Origin of the sequence: Streptomyces bungoensis, assembly GCF_001514215.1 — a bacterium.
Lineage (GTDB): Bacteria > Actinomycetota > Actinomycetes > Streptomycetales > Streptomycetaceae > Streptomyces > Streptomyces bungoensis.
This window is the reverse complement of the sequence record NZ_KQ948858.1, coordinates 175,511-191,869: the sequence shown is the minus strand read 5'-3', so window position 1 is coordinate 191,869 and position 16,359 is coordinate 175,511. Positions and strand designations below refer to the sequence as shown.

At 74.2% G+C, this 16,359-nt stretch carries 13 protein-coding genes; 10 read left to right on the top strand and 3 right to left on the bottom strand.

Annotated features, from left to right (window positions below; all coding sequences use genetic code 11):
• Window positions 1-62: 62 nt before the first annotated feature.
• Window positions 63-941 (top strand): COG4705 family protein, encoded by an 879-nt coding sequence (locus tag AQJ66_RS18550; protein ID WP_061922989.1) that lies wholly within the window; start codon window positions 63-65, stop codon window positions 939-941.
• 130 nt (window positions 942-1,071) lie between these two features.
• On the opposite strand, the gene AQJ66_RS18545 is transcribed toward AQJ66_RS18550, so the two are convergent.
• Both AQJ66_RS18545 and AQJ66_RS18540 read right to left on the bottom strand, forming a co-directional pair.
• A complete protein-coding gene (locus AQJ66_RS18545) occupies window positions 1,072-2,445 on the bottom strand; it encodes a HAMP domain-containing sensor histidine kinase (protein WP_061922986.1) in 1,374 nt (457 codons plus the stop codon).
• A complete protein-coding gene (locus tag AQJ66_RS18540; protein WP_061922984.1) occupies window positions 2,442-3,113 on the bottom strand; it encodes a response regulator transcription factor in 672 nt (223 codons plus the stop codon). The genes AQJ66_RS18545 and AQJ66_RS18540 overlap by 4 nt, the downstream gene beginning before the upstream one ends.
• A gap of 161 nt (window positions 3,114-3,274) precedes the next feature.
• Between AQJ66_RS18540 and AQJ66_RS18535 the strand changes: the two genes are divergently transcribed.
• From AQJ66_RS18535 to AQJ66_RS40095, 4 genes are read left to right on the top strand one after another with little or no spacing between them, the layout of a single operon-like run.
• Window positions 3,275-3,925: a DUF4956 domain-containing protein gene (locus AQJ66_RS18535; RefSeq protein WP_061922981.1), complete on the top strand. Its 651-nt coding sequence runs from the start codon at window positions 3,275-3,277 to the stop codon at window positions 3,923-3,925.
• Window positions 3,925-4,743 (top strand): VTC domain-containing protein, encoded by an 819-nt coding sequence (locus tag AQJ66_RS18530; RefSeq protein ID WP_061922978.1) that lies wholly within the window; start codon window positions 3,925-3,927, stop codon window positions 4,741-4,743. The genes AQJ66_RS18535 and AQJ66_RS18530 overlap by 1 nt, the downstream gene beginning before the upstream one ends.
• A complete protein-coding gene (locus AQJ66_RS18525) occupies window positions 4,740-5,594 on the top strand; it encodes a phosphatase PAP2 family protein (protein WP_061922975.1) in 855 nt (284 codons plus the stop codon). Before AQJ66_RS18530 ends, AQJ66_RS18525 begins: the two co-directional genes overlap by 4 nt.
• A gap of 51 nt (window positions 5,595-5,645) precedes the next feature.
• The gene (locus tag AQJ66_RS40095) at window positions 5,646-8,264 is read left to right on the top strand and encodes an amino acid permease (protein WP_079060276.1); all 2,619 of its coding nucleotides are present in this window, start codon (window positions 5,646-5,648) and stop codon (window positions 8,262-8,264) included.
• Window positions 8,265-8,336: 72 nt separating this feature from the next.
• On the opposite strand, the gene AQJ66_RS18515 is transcribed toward AQJ66_RS40095, so the two are convergent.
• Window positions 8,337-8,699, bottom strand: coding sequence for a DUF805 domain-containing protein (locus AQJ66_RS18515; protein ID WP_061922969.1), 363 nt, complete (start codon window positions 8,697-8,699; stop codon window positions 8,337-8,339).
• A gap of 220 nt (window positions 8,700-8,919) precedes the next feature.
• Here AQJ66_RS18515 and AQJ66_RS18510 point away from each other — a divergent pair, with 220 nt between their 5' ends.
• The 5 genes from AQJ66_RS18510 (at window position 8,920) to rpmA (ending at window position 16,342) form a co-directional block, all read left to right on the top strand.
• On the top strand, window positions 8,920-10,008 hold the full coding sequence (locus AQJ66_RS18510; protein WP_061922967.1) for a hypothetical protein: 1,089 nt from the start codon (window positions 8,920-8,922) through the stop codon (window positions 10,006-10,008).
• 46 nt (window positions 10,009-10,054) lie between these two features.
• Window positions 10,055-10,849, top strand: a complete 795-nt coding sequence (locus AQJ66_RS18505; RefSeq protein WP_061922964.1) for a TIGR03936 family radical SAM-associated protein — start codon at window positions 10,055-10,057, stop codon at window positions 10,847-10,849.
• 260 nt (window positions 10,850-11,109) lie between these two features.
• Window positions 11,110-15,522 (top strand): Rne/Rng family ribonuclease, encoded by a 4,413-nt coding sequence (locus AQJ66_RS18500; RefSeq protein WP_208611391.1) that lies wholly within the window; start codon window positions 11,110-11,112, stop codon window positions 15,520-15,522.
• Between the two features lie 230 nt (window positions 15,523-15,752).
• Window positions 15,753-16,073, top strand: coding sequence for a 50S ribosomal protein L21 (gene rplU / locus AQJ66_RS18495; protein WP_061922961.1), 321 nt, complete (start codon window positions 15,753-15,755; stop codon window positions 16,071-16,073).
• A 14-nt stretch (window positions 16,074-16,087) separates the two neighbouring features.
• Complete coding sequence (gene rpmA, locus AQJ66_RS18490; protein WP_061922958.1) at window positions 16,088-16,342, top strand: 50S ribosomal protein L27; 255 nt, start codon at window positions 16,088-16,090, stop codon at window positions 16,340-16,342.
• Window positions 16,343-16,359 lie beyond the last annotated feature (17 nt).

Here is a 16,359-nt window from a genome sequence, read left to right as displayed (position 1 = left end):
CGCTGAAGACAGGCGAAACCACCCAAGTCCGCCTGTTCGCCGCGATGTCGGGAGTCAGCACCATGGACGATTCGGAACTGCTCACCGACCGGGAGGCCGCGGGCACCGGCACCTACGTCATGAAGAAGCTGCCGGAGGTCACCCTCGCCTTCTGGATCATGAAGATCGCCGCGACGACGCTCGGCGAGACGGCCGGCGACCTCTTCTCCCAGACGATGGGGCTGGGCTACTTCCTGACCACGATCGCCCTGTTCCTGGTCTTCGTGGTCACGCTCGTCGTCCAGCTCGCCTCCCGGCGGTACAACCCCTTCTTCTACTGGACCGTCATCCTGTCCACCAGCATGGCGGGCACCACGATGTCCGACTTCATGAACCGGGACGCCAGTGCCGAGTACCTCTCCGGCGGGGCCACCTCGCTGGGCCGGGGTCCCCAGGGCCTGGGACTGGGCTACCCGGCCGGCGCCGCGATCCTGGTCTCGGTCCTCGTCGTCATCTTCACCGTCTGGAAGCTCAGCGGGATGACGTTCGTCATCCGGGACATCACCACGTTCCGCGGCGAGGCCCTCTTCTGGTCGGCGATCCTCGTCTCCAACACGCTCGGCACGTCCATGGGGGACTTCCTGTCCGACAGCTCCGGGCTCGGCTACCTGGGCGGCGCGCTCCTGGTCTCGGGACTGCTGGTGGTGCTCCTGCTGCTCACGCGGGTCCCGGCCGTCCCCAACGTCCTGCTGTTCTGGATCGCCTTCGTGCTCACCCGCCCGCTCGGCGCCACCGCGGGTGACTTCCTCACCAAGCCCGTCGCCAAGGGCGGTCTGGACCTCGGTACGGCGGGCTCGTCCGCCGTGCTCCTGCTGGTCCTCCTCGGCCTCATGGGCCACGCCCACCTGAAGGAGCGCAGGAACGCCGTCCCGGGAGCCGAGGCGGTGGCCCGCAGCAGCTAGGGACCCAGGCCCTGTCGTCGAACTCCCGCCTGCCCCACGACGCCATGCACGCTCCCCCACTGCCTGAAGGGCGTGGGAGGTGCCCCCACTCGCCGCACCGGGCGCCGACCCGAGTACGTCCGGACAGGACCTAGTACGGCAGGTCGAGGGCGACCTCCGTGCCCCGGCCGGTGTTCTCGGCGCGGACCGTGCCGCCGTGGGCGGTGGCCACCGCCTGGACGAAGGCGAGGCCCAGCCCCGAACCCTCGCCGGTACGGCTCGCCTCGGCACGGGCGAAGCGGTCGAACGCGCGGGGCAGGAACTCCGGCGGGAAGCCGGGACCCTCGTCGGTGACGTCCAGCCGCAGTCGGCCCTCCCGGACGGCGGCCGTGAGGCGGACGGTGCCCCGGCCGTGGCGCAGCGCGTTGTCGACCAGGTTGCCGAGGGCGGGCACCAGCCACCGGGCGTCGACGGCGACCGCGGTGTCCGCCGCGTCGACGGCCAGGGCGCGTCCGGCCCGTTCCGCGGTGCGCACGTGCGGGGCCACCGCGGTGCCGACGAGGTCGGCGAGCCGGACCGGCGCCCGGGTGATGTGGCCGGTGCCGCCGAGTTCCTCCAGGTCCAGCAGGGCGTTGGACAGGTCGATCAGCCGCTGCACCTCGGCGTCCACGGAGCGCAGGGTCTCGGTGAGCTCCCCGGCCGAGCGGGGGCGGTGCAGCGCCACGTCCACCTCCGCCCGCAGCAGCGACAGGGGGGTGCGCAGTTCGTGGCTGGCGTCCGCGACGAACCGGCGCTCGCGGGCCGCGGAGGCCTCCAGGCGGTCGAGCATGCGGTTGAGGGTGTGGCCGAGCCGGGTGATCTCGTCGTCGCGGTCGGTGGGCACGTCCAGGCGCAGGTGGTGGGTGCCGTCCGCGAGGGTGGCCGCGCCGCTGCGGTAGCGCTCGACCGGGCGCAGGGCGGCGCGGGCGGTGCGGTAGCCGACGTAGGAGGCGGCGACCAGCGTGAGGCCGGAGGCGATCGCCAGCTGGGCGAGGAGTTCCCGCAGCGCCTCGTCGCGGTGCCCGCGCTGCACGGCCGCCACGACGATGCGCGTGCGTCCCCCGGTCCGGACGCGCCTGGCCTGGAGGCGCAGCGTGTCCGGGGTGATCGGCAGCAGGGAGCCGATGTCCCGCCGGACGGCGTGCCCGCGTGCGGCGGAGCGGACTTCCGCGGCGGTGAGCAGGGCCCGGTGGCGTACGGCGTGGCTGGACTTCAGGACACGGCCCCGGGTGTCGAGGACCTGGTAGTGGCTGCCGCTCGGGCCCGGCGGAAGGGCGGTGCCGGCGCGGACGGCCCGGTCCAGGCCATGCTGGTAGGCGGTCAGGTCGTCGTGCAGCTGCCGGTCGAGGGCGGCCTGGACCCGCCAGTAGACCAGCCCGGCCGTCCCGGTCAGCACCAGTGACATGGTGACGGCGACGGCCAGCACGAGACGGGTGACGACCGGCAGCCGCCCGAACCAGGCCGGCGGCCGGGCCAGCGTGCTCACGGGATGATCTCCAGGCGGTAGCCGCGTCCGCGCAGGGTCGTGATCGTCGTGCGGCCGAAGGCGCGGTCGACCTTGGCGCGCACCTTGGAGACGTGGACGTCTATGGCGTTGCTGCGCAGGTCCGTCTCGCCGTCCCAGACCTCGTCCAGCAGCTGGAGCCGGGACACCACGCGGCCGGCGTTCTCCATCAGCACCCGCAGCACGGCGAACTCCCGCCGGGACAGGTCGAGCTCCGTGCCCGCCCGCCAGGCCCGTTGCTGCGCGGGATCGAGGACGAGGTCGCCGACCTGGAGGCGGCCGGTGCTGTCGGGCCGGCGCCGGGATATCGCGCGCAGCCGGGCCAGCAGTTCCTCCATGGCGAACGGCTTGACCAGGTAGTCGTCGGCGCCGGCGTCCAGTCCGGCGACGCGTTCGCTGATCGCGCCGCGCGCGGTGAGCAGGATCACGGGGACGTCGACGCCCTCGCCGCGCAGCGTCCGGCACACCTCGACGCCGCCCAGCCCCGGCAGCATCACGTCCAGGACGATCCCGTCCAGGCGGGGGTCGCGGGCGGCGGCCAGGCCGGTGGGGCCGTCGTAACGGCCTTCGGCGGTGTGTCCGGACTCGGTGAGGTAGCGGACGACGAGGTCGGTGAGGCGGGTCTCGTCGTCGACGACCAGGTAGTGCATACCGGCCAGGCTAACGGCCTGCCGAACGCGCCCGGACACGACCGAAAAGCTTCATGGTCTGTTCATGTGACATCCCTACCGTCCTTCGAAGTCGCGGCCCCACCGCGGACCGCGGCCGGTCCGCCGTCCGACGTGCCGGGACGGAAGGGACGGTCACAGTCATGGACGCACTGGTGCTCGCCGCCAAGGGCATCACCCAGCACATCGCACCCACGGACCTCACCACACGCGGCGGCATCGACGTCGTCGCCCTGCTGATCCTGGTCGGCTGGCTGTACCGGCGCCGGCCCAGCGCACCCGCGATGCCGCTGGTCCTGGTCGCGCTGAACGTCGGTCTGTTCGCGGCGATGAGCACGATCAGCGCGGGCAGGTTCCCGGCCGGGGTCGGCTTCGGCCTCTTCGGCATCCTCTCCCTGGTCCGGCTGCGCAGCGCGGCGTTCACCCTGCGCGACGTCGCCTACACCTTCGTGGCCCTGGTCATGGCCCTGTGCACCGGGCTCCCGCAGCGCGACAGCTGGCTCGTCATCGCGCTGGACGCGGTCGTCCTGGTGGCGGTCCTGCTGGTCGACGACTCCCGCGCCTACCGGCCGCCGACCCGCACGGTGAAGCTGACCCTGGACCGCGTCTACGACGATCCGTCCCTGATAGCCCAGGACGTCGCCTTCCGCTTCGGGCAGGCCCCGGTGTCGGTCGAGGTCGACGAGGTCGACTACGTCCGCGAGACCACCCGGGTCTCCGCCCGCTACCCGGCCCTGCCGGACGAGCCCGCCCCCGCCGGGGACGGCGCGCCGCGCGAACAGGTGACCGCCTGATGAAGCCCGCCTCCCCCCTCGCGGCGGACCTCGGGCTGGCCGGGCTGCGCGGCGCCACGCTCGCCGAGGTGGACGCGGCGGCCGCGCTCCAGCACCGCACCGACCGCAAGTACCTGCTGCCCCTGGACCGGGCACGCCTCCTCGTGGACGGGCTCGCCGACACCCACCACGTCCTCGACCTCGGCGGACGCCGTACGACGAGCTACCTCAGCACCTACTTCGACACCGAGCGGCTCGGCGCCTGGCGGGCCCACGTCCAGCGCCGCCGCCGGCGCTGGAAGGTCCGCACCCGCCTGTACGCCGAGGACGCGCTGTGCCGGGTGGAGGTGAAGACGAAGGACGGCCGCGGCGCCACCGTCAAACACGCCCTCAAGGCACCGGCCCACGCCTACGGCCGGCTCGACGACACGGCCGCCGGGTTCGTCGACGACGTGCTGCGCCGGGCGGACGTCGCCGTCACCGCCGCGTCGCTCTCCCCGGCGGCGGAGATCCGCTACGTCCGCGCGGCCCTCGCCGACCTCGGCCACGGAACGCGCGTCACCCTCGACGGCCTCCTCACCTGCCACCGGGGGGACCGCACCGCCGCGCTCGACCCGGGGCACGTCCTCGTCGAGACCAAGGGCGGCGCCCGGCCGGCCCCGGCCGACCGGCTGCTGCTGCGCCTGGGTGCCCGGCCCGTCTCCCTCTCCAAGTACATCGTCGGCCAGTCCCTGCTCACCCCGGGCCTGCCCGACAACGACGTACGCCGTCTCGCCCGTACCCACTTCACCGCAACGGCACGTCCCGCACCGCTCCTCGAAAGGACTCCTGCCGCATGAACGCCCTGCGCCGCATCAGATGGCAGTACGCCGTCATCGCCCTGCTCGCCGTGGCGGCCGCCGCGTTCGGCCTGCTGCGGCCGGCTTCGGCCCCCGCGGCCGCCGCCTCGAAGAAGAAGCTGTCGGCGACCGACCGCATCAAGCAGAACCCGCCCCCGGCCCTCTTCACGGACGCCGACGTCGCGGCGATCGGCAAGCAGGCCGCCGCCCAGCGCGCCAAGGCCGACGCCCTCTTCGCCCAGTGGAAGAAGGCGCACGGCACCGCCCGCGACGACAAGGCGTTCGTCGCCTGGGCGGCCCGCCAGGTCCCGGCGCCGCCCACCGCCGCGGAGCGCACCGCCGAACTCCGGCAGGACCAGAAGCTCGCCAGGACCCGCACGGCCGCCGGGAAGAAGGCGGCCACCTGGCTGGAGCTCAACGGCAAGAAGGACATCTGGAAGCTGTACCTCCACGACCAGCGCGAACTCCTGCCCAAGACGCAGGGCACGGCGGACAAGGCCCAGCTCAAGGCGGCCCTGAAGCTGGCGAAGACCGTCAGCGACCAGGTCGCCGCCCGTGACAAGCAGCCGGCGCCGTTCGTCCTGGACCCCTCCCTGCGTCCGGAGAAGCACATCAAGCCCGGAGCCAAGGGCCCCTACTCCTACCCCTCCCGGCACGCCACCCGGTCCGCCGCGGCCGTCACCTTCCTCAGCGCCCTCTTCCCGCACCGGGCCGAGGACTACCGGTGGATGCAGGCGGAAGTGCTCTACTCGCGGCTGTACATGGCCGGTCACGTCTCCAGTGACCTCACCGCCGGAACCCTGCTCGGCGACCTGATCGGCGACTACGAACTCACGGTCGGCGGCCACTGACCCGGCCCGGGCGCGGTTGCGCGGGGGACCGGCGCGGCGTTGCAATCAAGTGTGAGGCACTTTGGTGGCGCCGGGTTTGCCGGTCGTCCCGCTCCGGGAACGGGGGCCGGCCGCAAGGGGCTCAAGAGCGATGCCCTGGGCCTGCTGTCGTCGGTGGTCATCGGGGTCGCGTCCACCGCCCCGGCCTACAGCCTCGCCGCGACGCTCGGGCTGATCGTGGTGGCCGTCGGGCTGCAGTCCCCGATCGTCGTCATGCTGTCGTTCCTGCCGATGCTGCTGGTCGCGTACGCCTTCCGGGAGCTGAACGCCAGCGACGCCGACTGCGGCACCACCTACACCTGGGCGACGCGCGCCTTCGGCCCGCGGACCGGCTGGATGGGCGGCTGGGGCATCGTCGTCGCCGACGTCATCGTCATGGCGAGCCTCGCCGAGATCGCCGGGTCGTACAGCTTCCGCCTGGTGGGCCTGGACGCGCTGGCCGACGACCGGCTGTGGACCACCGTGGCCGGCGTCGTCTGGATCGCCGTGATGACGACGGTCTGCTACGTCGGCATCGAGTTCTCGGCCGCCGTCCAGCGCTGGCTGCTGTGCCTGGAGGCGGGCATGCTGCTCGTCTTCGCCGTCGCCGCGCTGACCAGGGTCTACACCGACCCGCCCCCGACGGCGATCCACGTCTCCGCCTCCTGGTTCAACCCCTTCGAGGTGTCCTCCTCCAGGGCCCTGACCTCGGGGGTCCTGGCGGGCGTCTTCATCTACTGGGGCTGGGACACCGTGGTCTCGATCAACGAGGAGACCGTCGACAGCACCCGCATCCCCGGGCGCGCCGCCATCCTGTCGACCGTGCTGCTCCTGGTCATGTACGGGCTGGTGACCACCGCGGCGCAGGCCTTCGCCGGGGTCGGCTCCTCGGGCGTCGGCCTGGGCGACCCCGGCAACTCGGACGATGTGCTCTCGGGGCTGGGCAGCGCCGTCTTCGGGGGCAGCGACGTGGGCCTGGTGCTGACGAGACTGCTGATCCTCATGGTGCTGACCTCGGCGCTCGCCTCCACCCAGACCACCATCCTGCCGCTGTCCCGGACCGTGTTCTCCATGGCGGTCCACAAGGCCCTGCCGGCCCGGTTCGCGCGGGTGCACCGCAGGTTCCTGACGCCGACCTGGTCGACCGTCGGCATGGGCGCGGTCTCGATCGGCTTCCTGGTCCTGCTGTCCTCGTTCAGCGGGAACGTGCTGGCCGACTCGATCGACTCGGTCGGCCTCGCCATCACGTTCCAGTACGCCCTGACCGGGTTCGCCTGCCTCTGGTACCACCGCGGGGTCCTCACCCGCAGCATCCGGGACCTGGTCTTCAAGGGCGTGCTGCCCGGTCTGGGCGGGCTGGTCATGGCCTGCCTGTTCGTGTACGCCACTTTCGTCTACGCCGATCCCGGGTACGGCGCGACCAGCGTGAACCTGCCGCTGGTGGGGCCGACCGGCGGGGTCACCGCCGTGGGGCTCGGCGCCCTGCTGCTCGGCCTGCTGCTGATGCCCCTGGTCACACGGGGCCACAGCGTGACCCTCAAGCTCCAGCGGAGCCTGCTGCCGTCCCACCTGCCGCCGCACACCGCCCTCGACACGGCGAGCCGCTACCTGCCCGCCGACAGCGGGTCGGGGGTCGGCGGCGACTGGTACGACGTCATCCCGCTGTCGGGCACCCGCGTCGGCCTGGTCGTCGGGGACGTGGTCGGCCACGGCCTGCGCGCCGCGGCCACCATGGGCCGCCTGCGCACGGGGGTGCGCGTCCTCGCCCGGCTGGACCTGACCCCGGACGAACTGCTGTCCCGCCTGGGCGACCTGGTCGAGCAGACGGCGTACGAGCAGCACGAGGACGGCCGCGACCCGGGCCGTCCGGCGCGCCGCTCGGACGAGGCCGAGGGGGTGACCTGCCTGTACGCGGTGTACGACCCCGTCTCCGGCAGGTGCAGCCTGGCGCGGGCGGGGGACTCGGTGCCGGCGGTGGTGGAACCGGACACGGGCGCCGTCCGCTTCCCGCGGCTGCCGCCCGGACCGCCGCTGGGCGTCGGCGGCCCGCCCTACCAGAGCACGGAGCTGGAGCTGGCGCCGGGCAGCGTCGTCGTGCTCTTCACGGGCGGCCTGCTGCAGGCGGCCGACGGCCGCGACGACGGTCTCGCGCAGCTGGCCGGAGTCCTCGCGGACGGCGGACGGCCCCTGGACGAACTGTGCGACCGCACGGTCAGCACCCTGCTGCCCGGCCCCGTCGACGTGGACGCCACCCTGCTCGTGGCACGCACCCGCCTGCTCGACCCGAGCCGGTTCGCCCAGTGGGAACTGCCCCCGGACCCCACGGCGGTGGCCACCATCCGCACCGCCGTCCGCAAACAGCTCGGGGACTGGGACCTGGAGGAGCTGGCCTTCGCCACGGAGCTCATCGTCAGCGAGCTGGTCACCAACGCCATCCGCTACGTCGGCGGGCCGATCCAGGTGCGCCTGATCCGGGACCGCTCGCTGATCTGCGAGGTCTCCGACACCGGCCACACCACGCCCAACCTTCGGCACGCCGCGAGCGACGACGAGGGCGGCCGGGGCCTGTTCATCATCGCCCAGATGACCCACAGCTGGGGCACGCGCTACACCCCCACCGGCAAGACCATCTGGACCGAACAGGACCTGTAGCGCCCGGCGGCGGCCGGCGGAAAGGCCCCGCCGGAAGGTTCCGGCGGGGCCTTGCGCGAAGTCGGGTCCGGCTCAGGCGGCCGCGACGTACTTCGGGTTCGGGCCGTACTGGTTCGGCTCCGCCTTGCCCTCGCTGGCGAGGAAGACGAGCAGCGTGATCGGGCCCACGATCGGGACGATGTAGAACAGCATCCACCAGCCGGACCGGCTCGTGTCGTGCAGGCGGCGGACCGTGACGCCCCAGCCGGGCAGCAGGACGGCCAGGCCGTAGATGCCGTACAGCGCCCAGAAGACGCCCGACTTCGTGCCGACCGCGAGGCCGGCCAGCACGGCGACGATGATCAGGTTGAACAGCGTGAACATCCAGAACTCTTTGCGGCGCGCGCGGCCGCTGAACACGGCGTACTTCTTGAGTACTTCGAGGTACCAGTTCATGTTTTCTCGTCCCCCCAGGGATTCTTGACGTGCGCGCCCATCGAATCAGTCAGGCTGGCCGGAAACCATGACTTTGGCGTGCGCGGGTCAATGTGTTACCCGGCTGCCGCCAATCGGTGACAGGACGTGGCCGGTCCGTACCCTTTCGCCGCCTTCGCCGTGACGGCACCGCAACCGGGAGTGCGGATCCGGAACGCGCGTGCGGTGCGTCTCCTCCGGTATGGATCCGCAGAAGCCGCCACCGCCGCCCCCGCCCGAAGGGTGCCTCACCGTCGCCGTCCGCGTCCCGGTGCGGATCGTCGCCCTCGTGCTCGTGCTGCCGGTGCGGATGGCGTGGGACGCGCTGGCCGCCGCGGGCCGGTTCCTGCACCGCGCCGTGCTGCGGCCACTCGGCCGGATCCTGCTCCTGCTCGCCCACGCCCTCCTCGTGCTGCCCTGCGCCGCGCTGTGGCGCCGGGTCCTCGTGCCCGCCGGGAAGGCGCTGGCCTGGCTCGGGCGCGTCCTCGTCGCCGTACCGCTGGGGTGGCTGTACACGTACCTGCTGACTCCGCTGGGGCACGCCCTCGCCGGGCTCGCGCGCGGGACCGGCGCCGGTCTCGCCTGGCTGTACGCGCGCGTGCTCGCCCCCGCCGGCCGGGGCGCCGCCCGGCTGCTGAGGGGCATCGGCCTGCTGCTCGCCGCCGCGGGCGCGGGCGTGTACGCCGCCGTCTCCTGGCTGGCCCGGTACCTGCTCGTCGTCCCCGCGCGGTGGCTGTACGCAGGGGTCCTAGCCCCGGCCGGACGGGCCCTGGCGTGGCTCGTGGGCGCCGTCGCCACCGCCCTCGGGGCCGCTCTGTACCGGACGGCCCGCGTCCTGCTCGTGCTGCCCGCCCTCGTCCTGTGGCGCCGGCTCCTCGCGCCCGCCGGCCGGGCCCTCGCCGTCGTCGCACGCGAGATCGGGGACGCCCTGGGGCACGCCTGGCGCGTCGCGGGCCGCGTCTCGCGGGCCGTCGGGCGGATCCTCGCCACCCTCTTCCGGTGGATTCTCGTGGAGCCGCTGCGCTGGGTGTACCGGACGGTCCTCACCCCCGCCGGGCACCTCGTACGGGACCTCGTCCTGCGGCCCGCCGCCGAGGCCGCGCGCGGGGTGGGGCGGTCCGTGCGGCAGGCCCTGGCCACCGCGCGCGACACCGTGCGGCAGGCCCGCGCCGACCTGCGGCGCGCGCTCTTCGGCGAGCCGCCCCGGCCGGCCTCCGTCGGCCGCCGGGAACTCCGGGGCCGCGCGACACGTACTCTTGACAGCAGTACGACCGCTCTCACGAAGGACTAGGACACTGGGCAAGCGACAGCCCGAAGGCCCGCCGCCCGCACCCGCGGTGCAGCGCATTCGTCTGCGCTACACCAAGCGCGGCCGCCTGAGGTTCACCAGCCACCGAGACTTCCAGCGCGCCTTCGAGCGTGCGCTGCGCCGCGCCGAGGTGCCCATGGCGTACTCGGCGGGGTTCACACCGCACCCCAAGGTGTCGTACGCCAATGCCGCACCCACCGGCACGGGCAGTGAAGCGGAGTACCTGGAGATCGCGCTGGCCGCGCCGCGCGACCCCGAGACCCTGCGCGCCCTCCTCGACGAGTCGCTGCCCCCCGGGCTCGACATCGTCGACGCGGTCGAGGCACGGACCTCGGGCCTCGCCGACCGGCTCACGGCCTCCGTCTGGGAGTTGCGGCTGGCCGGCGTCGACCCCCTCGACGCCGCCCGCGCGGTGGAGGCCTTCACCAAGGCCGACACCGTCGAGGTGCAGCGCATGACCAAGAACGGCGTCCGCACCTTCGACGCCCGCCCCGCGGTCGTGCGGCTGGAAAGCCCGCCGAGTCCGGAAACGCACGGTTCACCGGCTGATAGGCCGACCGACCAGCCCTGTGCGATACTGCGGCTGGTTGTTCGGCACGTGACGCCTGCCGTACGACCCGACGACGTCCTGTCCGGTCTCCGCGCCGTGGCCGACCTGGCGCCGCCGGTCCCCGCTGCGGTGACCAGGCTGGCGCAGGGGCTGCTCGATGAAGAGACCGGCACGGTGACCGACCCGCTCGCGCCCGACCGCGACGCAGCCGAGGCCCTGAGGGCCACAGCCGCTGCCGCCGCGACGGCGCCGGCGCCGGAAGGTTCCGCGTAAGGACGGACGTCGTAGCGCCGCCCTCGTACTCGGGAGCCACCTGGGTCGGGCAGCGCACCGACCAGAAGACTTTCGCCAGGCCGTACCGACAAGGCGTACGGAACCGGCGAGACAGGACACAGAGTGCTCCCGTGCGGCGCCCGCGCCCCGGAGGCGGCCACCGCGCATCGCGCGGGTCGCGGACGTCACCGGCGAACGGTCGAAACGACCGGCGCCGGACCAGGCGCGGCGCCCGGGAGCCTGACGGGAGAAATGCCCGCATGCTCGAACCGACCGAACCCACCGAGGGTTCCGAACTGAACAGCCCGAGCGACACCCTGCCGCCGCGCAGGCGTCGCCGAGCCGCCTCCCGCCCGGCGGGCCCGCCCGCCGAGGCCACCGCCGGGACCGAGGTGACCGAGGTGACCGTGCCGGCCATACCGGCCGCGGATCCCGAGGAGATCGCCGAGGAGACCGAGGCGCCCGCCGCCGAGGAGGCCGCGCCCGCACGGCCCACCCGCCGCCGGGCCACCCGGCGCGCGTCCGCGCCCGCCGGGGCACCGGCCTCCGCCGAGGCCGCCGAGACGGTCGTCCCGGCCGCCGCCGTCGCGCCCGCCACCGCCGAGGCCGTGGCGTCCACCGACACCGCCCCGGCCGACGAGGAAGCGGCACCCCGCACCCGGCGCCGGTCGACCCGCCGCGCCTCCGCGCCCGCCGGAGCCCCGGCACCGGCCGAGGCCGTGAGCGCGCCGGAGGAGAAGGCGGAGCAGCCGGAGACCGCGGCCGAGACGCCCCAGGTCGCCGCCGACGAGGCCGAGCCCGCCGCGCGCCCGCGTCGCCGGGCCGCCCGGCGCGCCTCCGCTCCCACCGGTGCGCCGAAGGCCGCCGAGGCCGTGCCGTCCGCCGAGACCCCGGCCGAAGCCGCCCCAGCGGCCGAGACCGCCCCCGCCGACGAGGCCGAGGCCGCCCCGGCCGGACGTACGCGCCGTCGTGCGACCCGCCGCGCGACCGCGCCCACCGCGTCCCCGGCGTCCGCCGAGGTCGCCGAGACGGTCGTCCCGGCCGCCGTGCCCGCCGCCACCGAGGCCGTGGCGCAGGAGCCCGTGGCCGAGGAGCCCGAGGCGCCCGCCGCCGAGGAGGCCGCGCCCGCACGGCCCACCCGCCGCCGGGCCACCCGCCGCGCGACCGCGCCCACCGCGTCCCCGGCGCCGGCCGAGGTCGCCGAGACGGTCGTCCCGGCCGCCGCTGCCGCGCCCGCCGCCGCGGAAGCCGTGGCCGAGGAGGAGCCCGTGGCCGAGGAGGCCGCGCCGCGCCGTACCCGCCGTCGGGCCACCCGCCGGGTGTCCGCGCCCGCCGGCGCCCCCGGCGCCGAGGAGACGACCCCCGCGGTCGCCGCCGATGCGGCCGAGCAGGCCGCACAGGCCGAGGAGACCGAGATCACCGAGCCCGCCGCGGACAGCCCCGCCGCCGAAGCACCGCGGGTCACCGCGCCCCGGGCCGCCGAGACCTCCGACGAGGCCGCCGGTCCCCGCCGGCGCCGCCGGGTCGTGCGGCAGGCCGCGGGCGGTTTCGCCGCACCCGCCGAGCCCCGGACCGCCGAGGCCGAGGCGCCGCGCCGGCCGGCCCGGCCCGCCGTCGCCGTGTTCCAGCCGCCGGTGTTCACCGAGCCGAGGTTCCAGACTCCCGAGCGCGCCGCCGCCGAGGCCGCCGCCGAGGCCGCCGAGCCGGAGGAGCACGAGGAGACCGAGGCGTACGCGGACGAGCGCGCCGAGAGCGGTGCGCGCCGTCGCCGGCGCCGCCGTGGAGCCGAGCCCGCCGAGGAGCCGCAGGGCGCCGTCGAGGCCGAGGAGCCCGAGGAGAGCGCCGAGGACGAGGGCGAGGACACCGAGGAGGCCGAGGGCGCCGAGGAGTCCGGTTCGCGCCGCCGTCGCCGCCGGGGCGGCCGTCGCCGCCGCCGTGGTGACGCCGCCGACGGCGAGGCCGGTGAGGACACCGACGTCGAGGACGCGGCCGCCGAACAGGCCGAGCAGGACGCCGAGGACACCGCCGAGCAGGAGGAGGACGACGACGAGGAGGCCCGCGGGGAGGAGTCCGGCTCGTCCAGCTCCAGCCGCCGTCGCCGCCGCCGCCGTCGCCGGGCCGGCGACGCCTCCACCGAGGCCGAGCAGTCCTCCGACGACCCCGAGCGCACGGTCGTCAAGGTCCGCGAGCCCCGCAAGGCCGCCGAGCCGTCCGACGAGGTCCAGTCCATCAAGGGCTCGACACGCCTGGAGGCCAAGAAGCAGCGCCGCCGGGAAGGCCGCGAGCAGGGGCGCCGGCGCGTCCCGATCATCACCGAGGCGGAGTTCCTGGCCCGCCGCGAGGCCGTCGAGCGCGTGATGGTCGTCCGCCAGCACGGCGAGCGCACGCAGATCGGCGTGCTCGAGGACGGCGTGCTCGTCGAGCACTACGTCAACAAGGAGCAGTCGACCTCGTACGTCGGCAACGTCTACCTGGGCAAGGTCCAGAACGTCCTGCCGTCGATGGAGGCCGCCTTCATCGACATCGGCAAGGGCCGCAACGCCGTCCTGTACGCCGGTGAGGTGAACTTCGAGGCGCTCGGCATGGCCAACGGGCCGCGCCGCATCGAGGCCGCCCTGAAGTCCGGGCAGTCCGTGCTCGTCCAGGTCACCAAGGACCCCATCGGCCACAAGGGCGCCCGTCTGACCAGCCAGGTCTCCCTCCCGGGCCGGTACCTCGTGTACGTCCCCGAGGGCTCGATGACCGGCATCAGCCGCAAGCTGCCCGACACCGAGCGGGCCCGGCTGAAGACCATCCTCAAGAAGATCGTCCCCGAGGACGCCGGCGTCATCGTGCGCACCGCCGCCGAGGGCGCCAGCGAGGACGAGCTGCGCCGGGACGTCGAGCGGCTGCAGGCGCAGTGGGAGGACATCCAGAAGAAGTCGAAGAACGGCAACGCGCCGACGCTGCTGTACGGCGAGCCGGACATGACCGTCCGGGTCGTGCGCGACATCTTCAACGAGGACTTCTCCAAGGTCGTCGTCAGCGGCGACGAGGCGTGGCAGACCATCCACGGCTACGTCTCGCACGTGGCGCCCGACCTCGCCGAGCGGCTGTCGAAGTGGACCAGCGAGGTCGACGTCTTCGCCACCTACCGGATCGACGAGCAGCTCGCCAAGGCCCTCGACCGCAAGGTCTGGCTGCCCAGCGGCGGTTCGCTGGTCATCGACCGGACCGAGGCGATGGTCGTCGTCGACGTCAACACCGGCAAGTTCACCGGCCAGGGCGGCAACCTGGAGGAGACGGTCACCAGGAACAACCTGGAGGCGGCCGAGGAGATCGTGCGCCAGCTCCGGCTGCGCGACCTCGGCGGCATCATCGTGATCGACTTCATCGACATGGTCCTGGAGTCCAACCGCGACCTGGTGCTGCGCCGCCTGCTGGAGTGCCTGGGCCGCGACCGCACGAAGCACCAGGTGGCCGAGGTGACCTCCCTGGGCCTGGTGCAGATGACCCGCAAGCGGGTCGGCCAGGGTCTGCTGGAGTCCTTCTCCGAGACCTGCGTGCACTGCAACGGCCGCGGCGTCATCGTGCACATCGAGCAGCCGGCCTCCGTCGGCGGTGGCGGTGGCGGCAAGCGCAAGAAGCGCGGCGGCCGGGGCGGTGACGGTCAGGAGCACGTGCACGAGACCGCCGCCGTGGCCGTGGAGCCCGGCGAGGCCGTCGAGCCGGAGGTCGAGACCGCGGTCGAGGTCGCGGCCGAGCTCGCCGAGCCGGTGGCCCTGCCGGCGCCCGAGTTCACGCCGGACGAGGAGCTGTACAGCAGCGTCGCCGAGGCGGAGGCGGCGGCCGGCCGTGGCCGTACCCGGCGCCGCGCGAGCCGCCGGGCGTCCGCCCCGGCCGGCACGCCGAAGGCCGAGAGCCGCAGGCCCGCCCCCACCGCCGAGCCGGCCGGGGCGCCCACGGCCCGGGCCGTCACGCCGGCGGACGAGGCCGAACGGCCCGTGCAGCCGGAGACGGCCGCCGAGGCCCTGGCCGAGCCGGTCGCCGCCGAGGACCCGACGGCCCCCGAGGCCGCCCCGCAGGCTCCGGCGGAGCAGGCGGTCGAGGAGGCCGCGCCCAAGGGCCGTACGCGCCGTCGTGCGACCCGGAAGGTGTCCGCGCCGGCCGGTTCCCCGGCGGGGGCCGAGGCGGCCGTGGTGACGGTGCCCGAGACCGCGCACGCGGCCCCGGCCCCGGAGGCGGTCGCCGAGGCGGCCCCGGCCGCTGCGGAGGAAGCGCCCGCCGAGAGCGCGGCTCCGGCCCGCCCGCGCCGGCGTGCCGTCCGCAAGGCCACCGCGCCGACCGCGGCCGAGGAGACGGCCGTCGTGGTCGTCCCGTCGGCCCCGGCGGAGGAGGCGCCCGCGGCGGAGGCCGCCCCGGCGGATCGGGCGTCGGAGGCCCCGCACGCCGCTGCCGAGGAGGCCCCGGCCGCCGAGGAGGCGGCCGAGGACGCCGCGCCCGCCAAGAAGGCGGCCCGCAAGACCGCCAAGAAGGCCACGGCGAAGAAGGCGGCCACCAAGAAGACCGCGGCCAAGAAGACGGCCGCCAAGAAGACGACGGCCAAGAAGGCGGCCAAGACCGCCAAGACGGCCGCCGCGAAGTCGACGGCCAAGAAGACCACCACGGTCTCCGCGGCCGGCGACGAGGGCTGACGCCCGTGGTGCGGGGCCGGTCCGCGTGACCGGCCCCACACCCGGCGGGCCCGGTTTGACCCCTTCGGCCGACGGCCCGTACCCTGGGCCGTCGGCGTGTCCACTGCACATGCCACATCCCCGTAAACCTCTTCCTCCCGGGCGCAATGCGGGCCGGGAGAGGTCGCCCGTGGTGTCTTCGGGCGGCTGGCCTGCGGGGGTGCCGTTCTTCGAGCGAAAGAGAGATCCGCGTGTACGCCATCGTGCGCAGCGGTGGTCGTCAGCACAAGGTTGCTGTCGGCGACATCGTTGAGGTTGACAAGATTTCCACGGCCAAGGTCGGCGACACGGTCGAGCTCTCGGCTCTGCTCGTCGTCGACGGCGACTCCGTGACCAGCGACCCGTGGGTGCTGGCCGGCATCAAGGTCCAGGCCGAGGTCGTGGACCACCACAAGGGCCAGAAGATCGACATTCTGCGCTACAAGAACAAGACCGGCTACCGTCGTCGTCAGGGCCACCGCCAGCAGTACACGGCGATCAAGGTCACTGAGATCCCCACGGCTGCGAAGTAAGGGACTGAGAACAGATGGCACACAAGAAGGGCGCATCGTCCACCCGGAACGGTCGCGACTCCAACGCCCAGCGGCTCGGCGTGAAGCGCTTCGGCGGTCAGGTCGTCAACGCGGGTGAGATCCTGGTCCGCCAGCGCGGCACCCACTTCCACCCGGGCGCCGGTGTCGGCCGCGGCGGCGACGACACGCTGTTCGCGCTGCAGGCCGGTGCGGTGGAGTTCGGCAGCCACCGTGGCCGCAAGGTCGTGAACATCGTTCCGGTCGCCTGAGTCGGGCACAGACCGCA

Excerpts from the sequence above, each read along its gene's own strand:
- AQJ66_RS18510 (WP_061922967.1), top strand. The coding sequence starts at position 8,920 with ATGGATCCGCAGAAGCCGCCACCGCCGCCCCCGCCCGAAGGGTGCCTC.
- AQJ66_RS18515 (WP_061922969.1), bottom strand. The coding sequence starts at position 8,699 with ATGAACTGGTACCTCGAAGTACTCAAGAAGTACGCCGTGTTCAGCGGC.
- AQJ66_RS18550 (WP_061922989.1), top strand. The coding sequence starts at position 63 with ATGGACGATTCGGAACTGCTCACCGACCGGGAGGCCGCGGGCACCGGC.
- AQJ66_RS18500 (WP_208611391.1), top strand. The coding sequence starts at position 11,110 with ATGCTCGAACCGACCGAACCCACCGAGGGTTCCGAACTGAACAGCCCG.
- AQJ66_RS18525 (WP_061922975.1), top strand. The coding sequence starts at position 4,740 with ATGAACGCCCTGCGCCGCATCAGATGGCAGTACGCCGTCATCGCCCTG.
- rpmA (WP_061922958.1), top strand. The coding sequence starts at position 16,088 with ATGGCACACAAGAAGGGCGCATCGTCCACCCGGAACGGTCGCGACTCC.
- AQJ66_RS18535 (WP_061922981.1), top strand. The coding sequence starts at position 3,275 with ATGGACGCACTGGTGCTCGCCGCCAAGGGCATCACCCAGCACATCGCA.
- AQJ66_RS18530 (WP_061922978.1), top strand. The coding sequence starts at position 3,925 with ATGAAGCCCGCCTCCCCCCTCGCGGCGGACCTCGGGCTGGCCGGGCTG.
- AQJ66_RS18540 (WP_061922984.1), bottom strand. The coding sequence starts at position 3,113 with ATGCACTACCTGGTCGTCGACGACGAGACCCGCCTCACCGACCTCGTC.